The sequence below is a fragment of the Shewanella sp. SM29 genome, assembly GCF_025654245.1.
Lineage (GTDB): Bacteria > Pseudomonadota > Gammaproteobacteria > Enterobacterales > Shewanellaceae > Shewanella > Shewanella oncorhynchi.
In genome coordinates, this window is record NZ_JAKKRN010000036.1 from 37,818 (window position 1) to 54,068 (window position 16,251).

The 16,251-nt window shown below is 47.4% G+C and carries 18 protein-coding genes; 5 read left to right on the forward strand and 13 right to left on the reverse strand.

Annotated features, from left to right (window positions below; genetic code table 11):
• Window positions 1–21 precede the first annotated feature (21 nt).
• From L5L77_RS19210 to L5L77_RS19245, 8 genes are all read right to left on the reverse strand, one after another.
• Window positions 22–606, reverse strand: coding sequence for a DMP19 family protein (locus L5L77_RS19210; protein WP_263223340.1), 585 nt, complete (start codon window positions 604–606; stop codon window positions 22–24).
• Between the two features lie 109 nt (window positions 607–715).
• A complete protein-coding gene (locus L5L77_RS19215; RefSeq protein ID WP_063883307.1) occupies window positions 716–1,102 on the reverse strand; it encodes a gamma-butyrobetaine hydroxylase-like domain-containing protein in 387 nt (128 codons plus the stop codon).
• Window positions 1,103–1,299: 197 nt separating this feature from the next.
• Window positions 1,300–2,628 carry an HslU--HslV peptidase ATPase subunit gene (gene hslU, locus L5L77_RS19220; RefSeq protein ID WP_105251238.1) on the reverse strand — a complete coding sequence of 443 codons (1,329 nt, stop codon included), beginning with the start codon at window positions 2,626–2,628 and terminating at the stop codon, window positions 1,300–1,302.
• A 19-nt stretch (window positions 2,629–2,647) separates the two neighbouring features.
• Entirely contained in the window at window positions 2,648–3,172 is a 525-nt protein-coding gene (gene hslV / locus L5L77_RS19225; protein ID WP_006083300.1) for an ATP-dependent protease subunit HslV, read from the reverse strand.
• Between the two features lie 144 nt (window positions 3,173–3,316).
• A complete protein-coding gene (locus L5L77_RS19230; protein ID WP_263223341.1) occupies window positions 3,317–3,892 on the reverse strand; it encodes a type II secretion system protein in 576 nt (191 codons plus the stop codon).
• 180 nt (window positions 3,893–4,072) lie between these two features.
• On the reverse strand, window positions 4,073–4,624 hold the full coding sequence (locus tag L5L77_RS19235) for a dihydrofolate reductase family protein (protein WP_263223342.1): 552 nt from the start codon (window positions 4,622–4,624) through the stop codon (window positions 4,073–4,075).
• Window positions 4,625–4,639: 15 nt separating this feature from the next.
• A complete protein-coding gene (locus L5L77_RS19240) occupies window positions 4,640–4,915 on the reverse strand; it encodes a hypothetical protein (RefSeq protein WP_263223343.1) in 276 nt (91 codons plus the stop codon).
• Between the two features lie 416 nt (window positions 4,916–5,331).
• Window positions 5,332–5,934 carry a response regulator transcription factor gene (locus L5L77_RS19245; protein ID WP_105251242.1) on the reverse strand — a complete coding sequence of 201 codons (603 nt, stop codon included), beginning with the start codon at window positions 5,932–5,934 and terminating at the stop codon, window positions 5,332–5,334.
• Between the two features lie 212 nt (window positions 5,935–6,146).
• Between L5L77_RS19245 and L5L77_RS19250 the strand changes: the two genes are divergently transcribed.
• Entirely contained in the window at window positions 6,147–7,958 is a 1,812-nt protein-coding gene (locus L5L77_RS19250) for a PhnD/SsuA/transferrin family substrate-binding protein (protein WP_263223344.1), read from the forward strand.
• Window positions 7,959–7,965: 7 nt separating this feature from the next.
• On the opposite strand, the gene L5L77_RS19255 is transcribed toward L5L77_RS19250, so the two are convergent.
• Window positions 7,966–8,877 carry a LysR family transcriptional regulator gene (locus tag L5L77_RS19255; protein WP_263186338.1) on the reverse strand — a complete coding sequence of 304 codons (912 nt, stop codon included), beginning with the start codon at window positions 8,875–8,877 and terminating at the stop codon, window positions 7,966–7,968.
• 111 nt (window positions 8,878–8,988) lie between these two features.
• On the opposite strand from L5L77_RS19255, the gene L5L77_RS19260 reads away from it, so the two are divergent.
• The 3 genes from L5L77_RS19260 to L5L77_RS19270 are packed head-to-tail and all read left to right on the forward strand — an operon-like array spanning window position 8,989 to window position 11,752.
• A complete protein-coding gene (locus L5L77_RS19260; RefSeq protein WP_212600502.1) occupies window positions 8,989–10,125 on the forward strand; it encodes an alkene reductase in 1,137 nt (378 codons plus the stop codon).
• Window positions 10,125–10,763, forward strand: coding sequence for an ester cyclase (locus L5L77_RS19265; RefSeq protein ID WP_219250692.1), 639 nt, complete (start codon window positions 10,125–10,127; stop codon window positions 10,761–10,763). Before L5L77_RS19260 ends, L5L77_RS19265 begins: the two co-directional genes overlap by 1 nt.
• A complete protein-coding gene (locus tag L5L77_RS19270) occupies window positions 10,760–11,752 on the forward strand; it encodes a polysaccharide deacetylase family protein (RefSeq protein ID WP_263172950.1) in 993 nt (330 codons plus the stop codon). Before L5L77_RS19265 ends, L5L77_RS19270 begins: the two co-directional genes overlap by 4 nt.
• A 104-nt stretch (window positions 11,753–11,856) precedes the next feature.
• Here the strand turns inward: L5L77_RS19270 and L5L77_RS19275 are convergent, their stop codons facing one another.
• Together L5L77_RS19275 and L5L77_RS19280 are read right to left on the reverse strand one after the other, a co-directional pair.
• Window positions 11,857–13,017 carry a putative sulfate/molybdate transporter gene (locus L5L77_RS19275; protein WP_263186339.1) on the reverse strand — a complete coding sequence of 387 codons (1,161 nt, stop codon included), beginning with the start codon at window positions 13,015–13,017 and terminating at the stop codon, window positions 11,857–11,859.
• Between the two features lie 275 nt (window positions 13,018–13,292).
• Window positions 13,293–14,024 (reverse strand): SDR family oxidoreductase, encoded by a 732-nt coding sequence (locus L5L77_RS19280; protein ID WP_105251250.1) that lies wholly within the window; start codon window positions 14,022–14,024, stop codon window positions 13,293–13,295.
• A 191-nt stretch (window positions 14,025–14,215) separates the two neighbouring features.
• Between L5L77_RS19280 and L5L77_RS19285 the strand changes: the two genes are divergently transcribed.
• Entirely contained in the window at window positions 14,216–15,055 is an 840-nt protein-coding gene (locus L5L77_RS19285) for a LysR family transcriptional regulator (protein ID WP_212600507.1), read from the forward strand.
• A 33-nt stretch (window positions 15,056–15,088) separates the two neighbouring features.
• Here L5L77_RS19285 and L5L77_RS19290 read toward each other — a convergent pair whose 3' ends face one another.
• Window positions 15,089–15,865, reverse strand: a complete 777-nt coding sequence (locus L5L77_RS19290) for a substrate-binding periplasmic protein (protein ID WP_263176133.1) — start codon at window positions 15,863–15,865, stop codon at window positions 15,089–15,091.
• Window positions 15,866–16,021: 156 nt separating this feature from the next.
• Window positions 16,022–16,251, reverse strand: a 230-nt coding sequence (locus L5L77_RS19295; RefSeq protein WP_263222740.1) for a transposase, incomplete at its 5' end; no start/stop codon positions are given.

Consider the following 16,251-nt stretch of genomic DNA (forward strand, 5'->3'; position numbering starts at 1 on the left):
GTGATTACCGACAATCGCCAGTTAAGTCTTATTTACCAGTCCGTAATCAAGGGCGTAGCTTTCAAGCTTGGCATCGAGATCATCTAGATCTTTATAAAACTCGTCATCGAGCTTATCGAGTACGCTGTACAGGTCTTGGTTATCGGTTGCGGCTAAACGACGATCTCTGTCGATTGGTACTGGCTTTTCGCCAAACACGGCCTGTTTTGCTTGGTGCAGTAAGTTTAACGAGTGGCTTGCTCCCATTTGGATAAGTCCACGTTCAGCAAAGGCGTAATGCTCACCTGAAGAGTTGTCGAAATACTGAATAAATCCACCATTATAGACTTCGCCAGATAAGCAGTTCACCGCATAGTAGTTTTGTTCCTCTGGTCTAAGCGTATAAAAACCTTGATCTTTGTTATGTACCCTTACAACAAGAACTCGCCAAAAGGCTCGAAAGGGACAGGTTTTATCGAGTTCACGCTCTTGTTGGTAGTATTCCTTCGCACGCTCGAGATTTGCACGTATGCCATTTTTGCAGGGCATGCATAAACCCTCATTTTTCTCGGCGGTACTCGGAAGGATTAAGGTTTTACATTCTTGGCAGGGGATTTTTTCCGACATGGTCTTTCCTTTGATACTCAAGTCAGTAAGAGAACTCACAGCTTCACAAGCTACCCATTGTTAAATTCTCTGTTTCTAGAGTTTACATTCCACAATTTTACCTAACGTACTAGTTGTACTTTATATTCATCGCAATCAGCGGTTCGCGTGAGGCTTTTTCTGCGCGTAGGCGGGCGAGGTATTTTTCCCATAGATCCACTTGGTGGGTGGCGAGATCGTAGAGGACTTTCCACGAGAATAGGCCTGTGTCGTGGCCGTCATCGAAGACGATTTTCACTGCGTAATTACCGACGGGTTCTATGGCGCTGATGTTGACGTTTTTCTTGTGGGTGACCAGCTTTGGATTACCGTGACCATGCACTTCGGCCGAGGGCGAGTAGACTCTGAGCATCTCGCAGCTGAGCTGATATTGCTCACCATTGTCGAAACTGATTTCTAGAATGCGTGATTTACGTTTCAGTTTAAGATCGGTGACATTGGGCGTTGCTGTGGTCATAGGTTGGCTACCAAGAAAATGCTAAGGATAGGATAACGACTCATTAAAATAACACCTGACTAATGTAACCACTCGCGGCCAAGGATACAAAGGGTAAGCGAGAACCTTGGTCAGGCTTTTTCGTTTGAGTCACACTTTTGCATTTGAGTCGTCGTTTACCGCCAAGTCGTTTGAGCTTGGCGGTGAACAGTTTAGTACTAGAGGATAAAGCGGCTGAGATCTTCGTCTTGGACTAAGTTATCTAAGTGGGCGCTGACATAGTCTGCGTCGATAACAAAGGCGGAACCCGATTTTTCCGATGCCTCGTAGGAGATATCTTCCATCAGTCTTTCCATCACAGTGTGTAAACGACGGGCACCGATGTTTTCGGTGCGCTCGTTCACTTGCCATGCGGCTTTAGCAATGCTGTCGATACCCGATTCGCTGAATTCAACTTTCACGCCTTCTGTGCCCATCAGCGCGATATATTGCTCGGTGAGCGAGGCGTGTGGCTCGGTTAAAATGCGTTTAAAATCATTAGCTGATAGCGCATCTAACTCGACACGGATCGGTAAACGACCCTGTAATTCAGGAATTAAATCCGACGGTTTAGACATCTGGAATGCGCCAGAGGCGATAAACAGTATGTGGTCGGTTTTTACCATGCCGTGTTTTGTGGTGACAGTGCAGCCTTCGATCAGCGGCAGTAAGTCACGTTGTACGCCTTCACGGGAAACGTCTGGGCCTGAGGTTTCGCCGCGCTTACAGATTTTGTCGATTTCGTCGAGGAACACTATGCCGTGTTGCTCAACCATTTCAATGGCTTGTTCTTTTAAATCTTCTTGATTGACCAGTTTGGCCGCTTCTTCTTCGATCAATAGCTTAAAGGCTTCTTTGATCTTCATCTTGCGACGTTTTGCTGGTGCTTGGCCCATGTTTTTAAACAGACTTTGCAGCTGGTTGGTCATTTCTTCCATGCCTGGAGGCGACATGATTTCAACACCAATTTGCGGTTGGGCTACATCGATATCGATTTCTTTATCGTCTAATTGGCCTTCGCGTAGCTTTTTGCGGAAGACTTGACGGGTATTTGAGTTGGAATCGGTTTCAGTGCTTTCCCAGTCGTTTTTCGGCTTAGGCAACAGGGCATCGAGAATGCGCTCTTCGGCATTTTCTTCAGCGCGTTGGCGACATTTGCCCATTTGCTGTTCACGGGTCAGCTTGATGGCGATATCGGTCAAGTCGCGGATGATTTGCTCGACTTCCTTACCGACATAACCCACTTCTGTGTATTTAGTGGCTTCGACCTTGATAAAAGGCGCGTTCGCCAGTTTGGCTAAACGGCGGGCAATTTCAGTTTTACCAACGCCCGTTGGGCCAATCATCAGAATATTTTTTGGGGTGACTTCTTGACGGAAATCCGCGTCAAGTTGCATCCGGCGCCAGCGGTTACGCAGGGCGACAGCAACAGAACGTTTGGCCTTTTGTTGGCCAATAATGTGTGCATCCAGCTCGTGGACAATCTCACGGGGGGTCATTTCAGACATAATATTCCTCACGGGCTGTTTAGTAATTGAGTTCTTCAATCGTTTTGAATTGATTGGTGAATACGCAGATATCCGCAGCAATAGTCAGGGATTTTTCGGCGATTTCTAAGGCTGACAGCTCAGTATTTTGCAATAGTGCAAGGGCCGCCGCTTGGGCATAGTTGCCGCCTGAACCAATGGCAACTAAGTCGTGTTCTGGCTGAACGACATCACCATTACCTGTGATGATCAGCGAAGTTTCCGCATCGGCCACGACTAACAGGGCTTCGAGTTTACGCAGCATACGGTCGGTACGCCAATCTTTGGCTAGCTCAACGGCTGAGCGCAATAAGTGGCCTTGGTGCATTTCAAGTTTGGCCTCAAAACGCTCGAATAGGGTGAAAGCATCGGCGGTGCCGCCTGCAAAACCTGCCAGTACCTTGTTGTGATATAAGCGACGCACTTTTTTGGCGTTACCTTTCATGACGGTATTGCCTAGGGAGACTTGGCCATCGCCGGCGATGACAACTTGATTATTACGGCGTACTGATACGATAGTGGTCACAATGAATCCTCTTCTGGCCCGCAGCAAAAGTTGCGGTGGATGATGGGATATATATGGGGATGGATGACAATAATTCAAGTAATCGCGGCAAATGCCAAAGGAGTTTGCGATCTTTCGCGCTCCTTTAGCAATAAAAATAAGCGCTTACTGGGAAAGGGTGGATCGACCTACAATAGTGCGGCCATCGAAGGGATAGTATTTAAGATCCCAGTTTTCACTGCCGAAGCTGCGATCGTCAGAGACATAGTTGAAAATGCAGTAAGCATTGGGATCGGTAATGTCGACGGCACCATACCAGTAAACAATGTCGACATTGGGAACTGTGCGCCAAGAGTATTGATCGGCAATGACAAATTCATTATTAGCCAAAAGACCTTGCCATAACTGACCACAATAATCGCCCTGCAATTTAGCACCGGCATCAGCGGTTGCAGTCTCTATTCCCAGTGGAAATCCTGTGGTGGTCGAGTCGAGTTTTCCGTCACCATAACAGGCGAGATCTTGGGTATAACCTGAGTGACCGCCCGCAAGCCTGCAACTGTGATAAAGCTTAACACCAGAGGTAAAGGCCGCAAATGTGGTTTTGGCTCTGGCATCGTGGGCATCTTGGCCTAGGTTTAAAAACCGTGGTGCTGCGACGACGGCCAAGATCCCAAGGATGATAATGACCACAACCAGCTCAATTAATGTAAAGCCCTTCGATGACTGCAAACGACTCATATTGCTCACCTATCTGTTAGAGGACAATATTCTAACGGAACTTTGATTTGCAATCAGTAAGTCATTGATAATATTTAGTTGTTTAACATTGTTGTTACATGGCTCTACAGTAAGATGGCAAGCCGCAAAATGGCAAGCCATCACTTCACCTTTCAATGCCATCTGCCGAATGTAAACGGCTTATAAAGCCATTTTGTCTATAACACGATAGCGGGTTTGTACGTAGCCATTGTCGTATTGCTGCGTGTGAATTGGCATTAATTGAATCGCTTGAGCTAAGTCGCCAAAGAGGGGAATACCTTTACCCAGTAAAGTGGGGATGCGAGTGAGCGTGAGTTCCTGAATTAGCCCCGCCGCTAAAAAGCCTTGGATTGTTTGGCCACCATCGATATAGTGATGTTTGAAGCCACGGGTTTTGAGTTGTTCGCTAATGCTTGCCGCATCGCCATTTAGCACTTGTACGTGCTCACTTAACGCCGACGGTACTGTTACGCCGCTGCGACTTAATACAAACACTGGGATATTTACATAGGGCCAATCACAATCGAAGGAGAGGACTTTTTCAAAGCTTTTTCGTCCCATTACAATCGCATCAATAGTGTCGATAAAGGCATGATAACCAAAGTCTTCATCGGGATTAGTACTGGGGTGCTGATTTAAAAAGTCGATATCCCCATCGGGCGTTGCGATATAACCGTCGAGGGTCGCGGCAATAAAAACGGAGGCTTTCATTCATCTTCCTTAATGCTATTTTCGAGCGTGTTTCTCTAATGATTCTTTCAGTGCTTGTTGTTGAGCGAGGCAGTCTTGTTTTGCTTTGCCCGACATATCGTTACACGTTTGACCTTTATCTGGGCCTTCCAATATGGCGGCTGCAACATAAACTGCGGCGTCGGCTGCATTGCATTCTTGTTTGCTGTAGGGGGAATTTGTATCACATTTTGAATTAAGTGGTCCAACGCAGCCACTCATACTGGCCAAGACTAAGGTGCTAAAGCTGAGTAATGTTAAAGGTTTGAACATTCGCTCTTCCATGATTCTTATTATTTGAGACGGTTGGAAAGTATATAACTGCTTTGCAGACGGAACTAGAATTGGATCGTTCCATTTCCATTTTAGTTGTTATCTTGGAGGAAGGCATTCGCAGATGGAAGCAAAAAAATCCCCGAGGGTATAGTTACCCTCGGGTGGAGGTTCAAAAAGCAGTGGATTTCTTGAGCGCCTGCGGGGCACAAAGGAAGGAACCTATGGCGTGATTGTGCGGGCTGCTACGATATTTAACAAAGCCAAATGCACAAACTGCGACAGCTTGTCGCAGGTTGGATGAAAACTGTGTAGTTACGGTATCTTGAATGGTCGGGGTAAAAAGGGTTTAACGGTTAAATCCTTATGCGTGGCGAGAAGGCTTAACAATTGTTTAGTGACCACGGGTGATTGACTTATAAGACAGAATTCAGATTGCCTAAGTGCTGCACTAGCTCTGCCATATTGTTCACTTCGAGCTTTTTCATGATTTTTGCGCGGTGTACTTCAATCGTGCGCAGGGATAAAAACATCGCCTCCGAGATTTGCTTGTTAGTCATGCCTTGGATCACATGGGCTAACACTTGCTGTTCGCGCTCGGTCAGTTGGTCAAACTTATGCTGCAGACTTTGCTGCTCGAAGGCCGCTTGGCTTTCACGCTGCGCCTTTTCAATCGCTTGTACTAATGCCTTACCCGATACGGGTTTTTGAAAAAAATCGCAGGCCCCCTTACGAAAGGCGCTTAACGCCATAGGTAAATCGCCGTGGCCAGTGAGAAATATCACGCCTAGCGGGCTGTGGGTTTCCAGTAATTTTTGCTGCACTTCTTGGCCGGTGATTTCTGGCATTCGACTATCTAAAATCACGCAGCCCGCCTGTGATAATGCACAGTGCTCAAGGAAGTCGCGGCCGCTGTTGAAGGTTTGCACTTGATAGCCAAATTGTCCGAGCATAAAGCCCAGTGAATCCAGAATCGCTTCATCGTCATCGACTAGATAGAGTGGCAATTTTATTGACATGGTGTTCCTTGTGGGGCGGTAAGCATGCTATTAGCTTAAGCTGGGTACAGAGTGGGCTCAATTTTAAGCCTAGGTCTTGGGAGATACATCACTAAATTAGCCGATTCCCTCTGGGCATAAACCAGAGTTTGGCGGCATTTCACAGCTTGATTTTTATCTGCGAGCTAAAGTCGTTCCATGACAATGACATATAAGAGTGGGTAATAGAGGCGATGACGATTGACTCTTGGTGTAAAGCGATATTGATGGGATGCTTGTTGAGTGTCATTGGGCTTAATTCGTCCTATGCCAACGAAGCGACAGAAGTGAACCATTTTAGAGTCGGAGTGCTGGCAAATCATGGCGTGTTACAGGCCAAGCAGCGTTGGCAACCTATGATGGATTACCTCAGTGAGCAAGTACCTAATAGTCATTTTGAAGTCGTGCCTGTGGATTTTAATGGCATGCGTAGTCAGTTACTTGAGCATGATTTGCAGTTTATCGTCACGAACCCTGGGCAATATCTGCATCTAAGTAACAACTTCCCGCTGTCTTGGCTTGCGACAATGAAGAGCCGTAAGCATCAAGGCAGCACTTTTACCATAGGCGCGACCATTATTGTCCGCGCCGACAGCCCTATCCGCACCTTGCAGGATTTGCGCGGGCGCAATGTGGTTGCCAGTGATCCGCAAGCTTTGGGGGGGTATCAAGCGGCCATGGGGTTACTGCATAAAATGGGTTTTTTACCCGAACAGTTTTTTGGGCAAGTGCGCTTCCTCGGTTTCCCGTTAGAACCGCTTATCTATCAAGTCAGAGATGGCAGTGCCGACGCCGCAATAGCACCTTTTTGTACCTTAGAGGAAATGATCGTAACGGGTCTTGTTAATCAGGGTGATTATCGGGTTATCCATCCTGCAACACCTGCAGGATATGATTGCGAGGTGAGCACTCAGTTATACCCAAACTGGTCATTCGCTGCAGCGGATACGGTTTCTCCTAAGCTAACGATGGCGATTACCCGCGCCTTATTCGATTTACCCGCCGATCATATTGCAGCAATTACCGCCGATACTTTGGGCTGGACTGCGCCCGTAAGCCAGTTAAAAGTGATTGAGTTATTTAAAGAATTACAACTACAGGGAGCATCACCACCACTTTATCAAACCGTATACAAATGGATGGCAAAAAATAAAGAATGGGGTGGCGCACTGTTGTTAATTTTCATTATTTCCACCATTTATCACCTGTGGCTTGAATATAAGTTTCGCCAGAAAAGTGAGTTTTTAGTTAGCACTGAGCGTCAATTAAAGGACAAGGCACTGCAGCTTGAGCGACTGCAAAGTGCGGCGATTCTTGGGGAAATAGGTGCCGGACTTGCCCATGAACTCAATCAACCCATAGCCGCCATTACCCAATACAGCGAAGGTGCCATGCTACAACTGGAAAGGCTTGGGCAAGATAATCCGGAACTCTATGATGTACTCGGTAAAATTAATGCGCAGTCGATTCGCGCCGGAGCGGTTGTGCATCGTATTCGCGGTTTACTCAAGCGGCGTCAGGCCAAGACCGAACCTTTAGATATAGTGCCAGTGGTGAAAGAAGCTTTAGCTCTGTTGCGGCGCGAGCTAGACCGCGCGAATGTGCAAGTGAATGTGCGAGTGCAGGGTGAGCCCTTTGAACTGATGGGCGATAGCGTTGGTTTAAGTCAAATGTGGGTCAATTTAGTAAAAAATAGCTTAGATGCGCTAGAAACCTGCGGCGATAATCGTGTGCGTCAATTATGGATCGATATCTATTATCATCCAAATGAAATCAAAGTGTTAGTTATTGATAATGGCGAAGGGCTACAGGGGCAGGCGAGTGAGTTGATGGCATCTTTTGCCTCAACCAAAGATGCGGGATTAGGCCTTGGCTTAGCCATCTGTAAGGATGTGGTTACCCGCCATCACGGCAGCATTCAAATCGAAAACTGTCAGCAATCTACGCAAGCTTTACTCCCTTGGCAACAGGGCTGTGTGGTGACAGTCGTTCTTCCCAAGGAATAAATTACCATTAGGGCAGTGGATAGCTTTGGGAGAACTGGCTGAGCTTTTCCACTAAAAACTCTATGGTGCGCCGTATCTTATGGCTGGGATAATCGGTTTGTAGGTATACCAATTGCAGTGGGATAGGCGGGGCTATTTTATCGGCTAGCACTAAGTGGAGTCTGCCTTCGGTCACATCTTGCGCTACATCGAGCCAACTCTTATAGGCAATTCCACGACCTGAGAGTGCCCAGTCGCGGATCACTGCGCCATCGTTACAGAAACGTCGGCCCCTGACTTCGATTTCAACGGGTGCGCCGTTATGACTTAACTTCCATTTCTGCCACGGCTCACCGCCGCGATTTAAGATCAGTACTGCGTGTTGGCTCAGTTCATTTAGCGTGCTTGGTGTGCCGTGTTGTGCCAGATAAGCGGGTGAGGCGACCAGTACCCTTGGGGTCATGGCTAGCTGACGCCTTTTAAGGTTTGAGTCGTCAAGCTGCCCATAGCGCAAAGCTAAATGGATATTTTGGTCGATTAAGTCTGTCATATGATCGCCAAAATACAGCTGCACTGTCAGTTCTGGGGCGCTGTCCATCAATTCATCGAGCCAAGCACGGATCTGGCTGCGACCAATATCCGAAGGTAACGCGAGGCGTACTTCGCCCTTAAGCTCACCCCTGTGTTCGGCTAAATTGGCGCTGGCGGTTTCGAGAATCGCCAGTGCGGGTTTCGCCGAATCGAGAAAGATCCGCCCTTCTTCTGTGAGCTGTAAGCGCCGCGTCGAGCGAGCAAATAGCTGACATCCTAGCTTTTTCTCTAATCTTTGCAGCGCGGCACTTGCCGCTGCCGGCGTCATGCCTATTTCTTTACTGGCTGCCGAGAGACTTTCTAAGGCTGCGATACGCAGCGCTAATTGCAGATCGTTTAAATGATACATATCAAATTATTTTTGAAAATGATTTTAATAATAGCCTGATTATCAATATAGATTAACTAATGCACAATTGCACCACTGATGTTTCATCTTAATTTCTGGTTCGGAGTGTGTATGAGTCTATTCATGTCTTACAAATTAGCGTCACTGGCATTAAACAATCGCATCGTGATGGCCCCTATGACTCGGGCGCGTACTACGCAGCCAGGTAATATTCCTAATGATCTGATGGCGCAATATTATGCCCAGCGCGCCTCGGCGGGGTTAATCATCACAGAAGCGACACAAATCTCCGATGACAGCCAAGGTTATTCATTTACGCCGGGCGTGTATACCGCGGAGCAAATTGAGGGCTGGAAAAAAGTCACAGCGGCAGTGCATCAGGCTGGTGGTAAAATCTTTAATCAAATTTGGCATGTTGGCCGTGTATCGCACCCGATTTTTCAGCAGGGTAATGCCCCGATTGCGCCATCAGCTATTGCGCCCGTTGGCACTAAAGTATGGATTGTGGATGAAGCGCATCCTGAAGGGCAAATGGTGGATTGCCCAGAACCTAGGGCTATGGTGCAAGCGGATATCGACCGTGTTGTGGCCGATTTTGCACAGGCGGGTGTGAATGCGGTTGCGGCGGGTTTTGATGGCATCGAAATTCACGGCGGCAATGGTTATCTGATTGACCAGTTTTTACGCACCAATTCAAACCACAGAACTGATGCCTACGGCGGTACTCAGGAAAATCGCATTCGTTTTTTACTCGAAATTGTCCAAGCCGTGAGTGCGAAAATTGGTGCCGATAAAGTCGGGGTTCGCCTCGCCCCTTACGTGACGTTTAAAGATATGGCGTGTCCTGAAATTGTAGACACTATTCTGTTAGCGGCTAAGCATTTATCGGCATTGGGCGTGGCATATTTACATCTTTCAGAGGCTGATTGGGATGATGCACCGCAGGTGCCAGAGTCCTTTAGAGTCGAGCTGCGTAAAGTCTTTAAGGGCAGCATTATTGTTGCGGGTCGCTATGATGTGGCGCGTGCCAATGAAGTGATTGATAACGGTTATGCGGACTTAGTTGCCTTCGGTCGACCTTTTATTGCGAATCCTGATTTGCCTTACCGTTTAATGCATCAATTGCCTTTATCTGCATTCGACAAAGGCCCCTTGTTTGGCGGTAGTGCGGCGGGTTATACCGATTATCCTACACACAACGAAGCATTGAGAGCCGTCATCCGATCCGCTGACGATGAGGTGGCATAATGGATCGGGTTAACACTTTGTATGTTCAACGCTTACCCGCTTGGCTCAGCTTAAGTCTATGGTTTTCAGGCTTTATAGGTATCGCTATTGTGGGTTTTAGCTTAGCAAGTCTGAGCATGGATGCGTTAGCCGCTCAAGGGGCAACAACACAGGATAGTGCTAAAGTGCGAGCGGCGTTAGTGCCAAAAGTGGCGGCAATGGAAACGATTTCTGATGAATCACCGCAGGCACAAGCTATCGCCCGCGCCGCTTTGTTATATGCCAGTTTTTGGCACACGGGCGATGCAAGTTTTGCCCACGGCGCATTGGCGACTGGTTTTATCGACCGTACTCTGCCCGCTGGCCGCGCACAGGGAATCACGGGTCCACTCGAAGCCTCAAAGGCATTTAGGGCAGCGGTCCCCGATCTCTCTGTTTCAGTTGAGCATTTGCTAGTCGTTGGCGATCGTGCAGTGGTACGTCTGCGTTTTAATGGCCGCTTTACTGGTGTCTTTGGTGAGCAAAAAGGCCAAGGGCAGAAAATCGATTTTCGTGCTGTTGACATGTATCGAGTACGGGATGGTTTCATCACAGATAACTGGCACCTCGAAGATTATCAAACGCTATTTTCTCAATTAGCTGCAGGGACTCAATCATGAATCAACGTCGACGATTTTTAATGGCAGGTGGCGCCATCGCTGCTGGGTTCGGCCTAAGCCAAACGGCGCTTGCTATTGGTTTACCATCATTAGATACCTTAGAAAATGACTCCAAAAGTTCAGGTGGCAGTGGGATGAACAAAATATTTTGGCCAAGTGGTGAGCAGTTAGTGATTTCAATCTCAATGCAGTTTGAAGCAGGTGCTCAAGATAAAAATGCCGAAGGGCCGTTTCCGCCGATGGAAAAGGGCTATCCAGATACCATCACCCCGACTTGGTACGACTACGGTATGAACGAAGGTATCCCAAGGCTGCTGCGCTTGTGGCGTAAGCACAATATCAAGGTGACTTCTCACATGGTTGGGCGCGCCGCCGAGCTACATCCTCAACTTGCCAAACAAGTTGCAGATGAGGGGCATGAGATTTCGGGTCACGGACAAACGTGGACGCCACAATACAGCATGTCGCCAGCAGAGGAACGCGCCTCCTATGTGGCGAGTATTGAGACGCTGCAAAGGATCACTGGTCAGCGCCCCTTAGGTTTTAATGCCTTTTGGATGCGCCATAGCACTCAAACCCTCAATATTTTGCAGGACTTAGGTTTTATTTATCACATTGATGACCTATCGCGGGACGAACCTTCAATTATCCCTGTAGGAAATAAGCCCTTTGCGGTTGTGCCTTACACTTTACGTAACAATGATATCGGACGTTTTGGTGGCAACACTGCTATGACGGCCGCGGCTTTTTTGCAGGAACTAAAGGATGAGTTCGATATGCTCTATCAAGAAGGTTCGACGCAGCGACGGATGATGTCGATCAGTGTGCACGACCGTATTGGTGGCGCTCCTGGACTTGTGACCGCTTTAGATAAGTTTATTCAGTACGCTAAAGATCACACCAATGTAGGCTTTATGCGTAAAGATGCCATTGCTAAATGGGCGCTGGCGCAAAAGGACACACCGACCAATCCTGCAAGAACATTTTAGCCTGCTGTAGCTTTGTTGGAAGAGGTTTTAATGGTTAACAAAAAGCGCGTTGTTTAACGCGCTTTTTGTTTTTGGGAACCCTTATTACTGCGAGTCGGAAGCGATTAACGCATGGCCAACATGGCCCAAGTGCGACGACCTTGCTCCAGAATTATCCCCACGGCAAGTCCCGCAGCGGCGTTGATGGCGAGGCAAGTCACCGCGGTTGATAAAATCACAAAGATACAGAAGGGCTTACCATCGATTAAGCGTTTCGACCACGCCAGTTGCAGCCCCGCAGTGGTCAGTAAACTGCCGAGGATTGCCATAGGAATAAGGCTTAATAGCCAAGCGATATTAGTACCCCAGCACAGGGCTATCATTAAGCACGTACTGCCAAAAATTAACGGCGCCAGATAAGTGCGAGCACCAAAATGGTATTGCACCGCAAGTCCGCCCGCACCGTGGCACATTGCCGAGGCACCAAAGGGCGCGAGCAATAAGTTGGCAAGACCAGAGCTAATGGCGAAGTTTTTGGGCGTGAGTTTGGCGGCATCTTCAGGGAATTTCTCCTGTGCCATTACAGACGTGGCAATGACCGCATTGGTTAAAGTTAATGCCAGTTGTGGCAAAACCAACAAAAGGGCGGCAGAGGTCCATTCAACTGATGTCGGCCAAGCCAATTGAAATGGCGCTGTCATTGCTTGAATATCAAAGTTAGTGGCTAAACTAGTTTGTGTACTTGCTTGCCAAATCATCCCCGCTGCTATGACTAAGGGCATGGCAAGGTAGCGCAGCGGCAAAAATTTACTGATAAATAACAGTACAAATGCCCCCACGCCAACCAGCCAAAATTCACTGATCATCTTAGTGCCCATCCACATCAGTTGCAGACCTATGGCGAGTTGAATACCAACACTCACAGCTTGGGATAACTGTTTGGCTAACCAAGTGATGGCGCCGCTAAAGGCGAGAATTAACAGGATAATGCCCATTAACATGGCGCTTGCCTGCAACATGCCTGGGGTTAAGCCCTGAGCGATCACCAGTGCAGCGATGACTTTCATCGGTTGTACCGGAATCGGGCGACGGTAAAACAGCGCGCTGAGAATAGCGAATAGACCAAACCCCAAAAATATCCCTTGAGGCGAAAATTGATTTAGGGCAATTAGCCCTAGCACTAAAGGTAAAAAAGTGCCTAAGTCGGCAAAAGCGCCACTGGTTTCACCGAGTAAACGGTTGAATGAAGGATTGGATACTGTTTGGGAAATTTTGCCCGAGGTCATACTGATTGCCGTAATTGAACACGCTATGACTACGCAAAATAAATGCCATAAAAATCAGATGATTTGGGGGGTAAACAGAGTCAAACTACCGTATTGAGTTACTCAATGAGACAAACTGGGGCAAGGCCGAAGAATGGTTGAGTCTAATTGTCTGCACCTGTGTTTATTGCGGCTGCATTGGGTTAATTGCTCAAGCTCATTTGTGAGTCATGATTCAACCACAACACTGGCGGTCAGTGCCGTGGTTGATATTCTTTATTGTGTAATGTTGCGTGTTAAGGTTGCTGGCGCGTTGGTGCTAGAACGATTTCGCGTACGCATACATTTTGCGGTTGTTGCCATGCAAACAGCGCAGCAGCGGCGACGTTTTCAGGGGCGATAACGCCGCCCATTTCTTCTTTCCAGTCATGGTAACCCGCTTTAATGTCATCGCTGGTGGTATGGCTCAACAGCTCAGTTTCTACGGCACCGGGGGCGATAGTGATAAGGCGTACGTCATCCATGGCGACTTCTTCACGAATGTTTTCTGTTAAGGCGTGCACGGCAAATTTAGTGGCGCAGTAAGCGGCGTGATTTGGAAAGGTTTTACGCCCCGCCACTGAGCTGACATTAATGATAGTGCCAGTTTTGCGAGCTTTCATGTCGGCTAATACCGCATGAATACCATTAAGCACGCCCATCACATTGATATTGAGCATGCGGCTCCATTCATTGGGATCTTGCACATCGATTTGGCCTAGTAGCATGATTCCCGCGTTATTGATAAGACAGCCGACCGGGCCAAATTGTGCTTCTGCTTGGGTTATGGCAGTTTTAATAGCTGCGCCGTCGGTGACATCGACGCTGATAGAAAGGCTGTTTGGTAATTCAAGCGCTTGCATTGCTTCAACCCGACGTGCCAGTAATAGCAGCGGATGGCCTGCAGCGCTAAAGCTTTTGGCCATAGCGGCGCCAATACCCGATGAAGCGCCCGTGATGACAACCAGTGATTTAGTAACTTGATTCATTAGTATTTCCTATTAATTGGAGCCAATGTAAGCCGTAAACAAACTGTTGTTCGGCGTCTTGAACTTGTTAACCAGTATAGGCTGGGGATTTTCAGTCGAAAAATACTTATTCCAGCTGGATATGATAGGCTCAGCCTATGGCACTATTGTTGAAATTTGTGCTGAACTCGTCGGTTGTCGGAGAAGATTAAATGGTCGATTTGCGTTTGCTGCGTTTCTTTATCGCAATTTTTGAAGAGAACAATATTACCTCGGCGGCTAACCGTTGCTTTGTGAGCCAGCCTTCACTGTCTGCTGGGTTAAAGCAACTCGAAGAAGAGCTTGGTGGTCAGTTATTTGAGCGCAGCAAAAAAGGCGTTAAACCTTTGGATAGCGCGCACTATCTATACCCTTTGGCAGTTAAATTAGTCGAGGAGGCGAGTAAGTTACCAGGCTTGTTTATGGCGAAGGCAAGCCGGCAAAAGCTACGTTTGGCTGTGATGCCAGACTTAAGCCAGCGGCGTTTGGCAGGATTTTTACAACAGGTGAATCAAGCCATTGATAAGCTCGATCTTGAACTGGTGGACTATCAAAGCCCTGCAGATTGCCGTTTAAGCATCGACAGCTTACGCCATGAAGATGAAGTATTTTTTCCGCTGTGGGAGGAGGATTATGTACTCTGCGTCCCCAAGGATCATACCCTCGCCCAAGTAGATAGCCTACGTCCCGAGCAGCTCAATGGCTTTGACTTTATTGAGTGCCCACCCTGTGAAGCCCATCAGCAAACGATAGGTTTATTGGCGTGCAGCAATATGTCGCTTAATTTGGTCGCTAAGGCTGAGTCAAAATCTCTAGTGATGTCGCTAGTGTTAGCCGGATTTGGCGTGAGTTTTTTACCCGATGGTTTGATTGAAGATGAGCCTAGGCTCAAGCAAGTGAAATTTGATGGTCCGAGAATGTTCCGTCGTATTGGTTTGTGTTATCCCTCCCATCAGGCAGTTGCGCCAACATTGGCGACCTTGTTACGGCATTTAGCCGCTCGGTCGAATTAATTCCAAGTTAGTTTTGGGTTATCAGCATTCAGATTAGTGAGTTGCTAAGGGCGATTCAGTGAGATTAAGTGGAGGCTCGACGCCGTAGGATTTAAATAGTTGAGTAATTTCACCTGAGGTACGCATGTCGTCGACTATCTGGTGAACTTGCTTGGCATATTGATGCTGCGGCGACATGAGCGGAATACTGAAATAGCGGCCATTTTTGCTGATATCTACGTACGCCATCTGTTTGAGTTGGGGATCTTTGGCAAAAAATTGCATTTCATGCTGTTCGGAGGTGATGGCTAAATCGATACGTCCAACCTTCAACATATTGATTAACTGACCGTTATCATTAACAAAAGACACTTTTAGTTGGTTTTGATTGTCATTAAACTGCGGACAGTAAAAAGCGCCTCTAAGTGCGCCAATGATATGAGGTTTTAGTTCATCGAAATGTTTGACTTCAAGTTGTCTATTCGCAAGGGCAAAGTAATAGACGTAGCGCTTGTCGTATCCCAGTAGCATAGGGTCTAGAAAATCGTTGCGCTCTGGCGTCATCGAATGGACAGGAATTAGGTCGACTTGTCCCATTTCTGCCACTTTAATTGTGCGTGCCCAAGGCACATTACTCCAATTTATCTTGTGACCTAGGCGGGCGATGACTTCATTGATGACAGCTGCACCTGGGCCTTTGCACTCACCATTTTCGACATAAATAACAGGATGCCTATCGCGGCAGTGTGCTTGCCAGACAACAGCAGAGGTTTCTGCCCTTGCTTGGGACAGAAATAAGCATGAAATGACAATGATCAGTATCAGCCTCATTCATCTTGCCTATTAAAATGCTCAGTTTTAATTATCGGGCTGGACAGTTAATTCGACTAGGTTTTATTTTTGAGTCGTTTAGCTGCGCAGGTTTGGTCAATAATTGATTGTAGTGCTTATACATCCACTGTGCTTTTTAAGTAACCTGAGATCGGTTTAACTAGCCATAACTGTAATAGCATTAAACTCCGCATTAGTGAGGTTCAGTTGTGGCTTATTGTCTTTCAATTGATAGGCGATGAGTCCCGCAATCATATTGAGCATAAAACCATGCACGCTGCGGTGTCTTGAGTGCTCTATTTGAGAGATATTTTTTAACTGGTCGTTGATGGTTTCTATGATAAAACGTCTCGACAGCATCGCTCTATCCCACAACGACATTGCCT